Annotated in this window: 1 protein-coding gene; it reads left to right on the forward strand. The window is 76.9% G+C overall.

Features of this window, described 5'->3' with window-relative positions; translation table 11 throughout:
• Positions 1–34 precede the first annotated feature (34 nt).
• Positions 35–967, forward strand: coding sequence for a methionyl-tRNA formyltransferase (gene fmt, locus ACOV8S_RS29305; RefSeq protein WP_382557455.1), 933 nt, complete (start codon positions 35–37; stop codon positions 965–967).
• Positions 968–1,021 lie beyond the last annotated feature (54 nt).

The raw sequence follows: 1,021 nt of genomic DNA on the forward strand, positions 1-1,021 counted from the left end.
CCCCACCCCCGCCCCGAGAGGCCCTGACCCACCCATGAAGCTCGTCTTCGCAGGCACCCCCGAGGTCGCCCTCCCCGCCCTGGACGCACTGATCGCCTCCGGACGGCACGAGGTGGCCGCCGTCGTCACCCGCCCCGACGCGCCCTCCGGACGGGGCCGCCGGCTGGTGGCGAGCCCGGTGGCCGAGCGGGCCCAGGAGGCGGGCATCGAGGTGCTCCGGCCCGCCACCCCGCGCGACGAGGCGTTCCTGGCCCGGCTGCGCGAGATCGCCCCCGACTGCTGCCCGGTGGTGGCCTACGGCGCCCTGCTGCCCCGCGTCGCCCTCGACGTCCCCGCCCACGGCTGGGTCAACCTGCACTTCTCGCTGCTGCCCGCCTGGCGCGGCGCAGCCCCCGTGCAGCACGCCGTGATGGCGGGCGACGAGATGACCGGCGCGTCCACCTTCCTGATCGAGGAGGGCCTGGACTCCGGCCCCGTCTACGGCACCGTCACCGAGACGGTCCGCCCCACCGACACCGCGGGCGACCTGCTCACCCGCCTGTCGCTGGCCGGCGCCGGACTGCTGGCCGCCACCATGGACGGGATCGAGGACGGCGCCCTCAAGCCCGTGCCGCAGCCGGCCGACGGCATCAGCCTCGCCCCGAAGATCACGGTCGACGACGCGCGCGTCGACTGGGCGGCGCCCGCCCTGCGGGTCGACCGGGTGGTGCGCGGCTGCAACCCCGCCCCCGGCGCCTGGACCACCTTCCGCGGCGAGCGCCTGAAGCTCACCCAGGTCACCCCGGTCCCCGACCGGACCGACCTGGCGCCCGGCGAGATCGCGGCGGCCAAGAACAACGTGTACGTCGGCACCGGCTCGCACGCCGTGGAGCTGATGTGGCTGCGGCCCCAGGGCAAGAAGCCCATGCGCGCCGCCGACTGGGCCCGCGGCGTGCGGATCGCCGCCGGGGAGACGCTGGGCGGCTGAGGCGGTCGGCGGAGGAGCGGGGCGCGGCGGGCCGTAGTCTGGGGAGGGACCACC

Source organism: Streptomyces sp. CO7, assembly GCF_053474865.1.

Coding starts and splice junctions, on each gene's coding strand:
- fmt (WP_382557455.1), top strand. CDS start 35: ATGAAGCTCGTCTTCGCAGGCACCCCCGAGGTCGCCCTCCCCGCCCTG.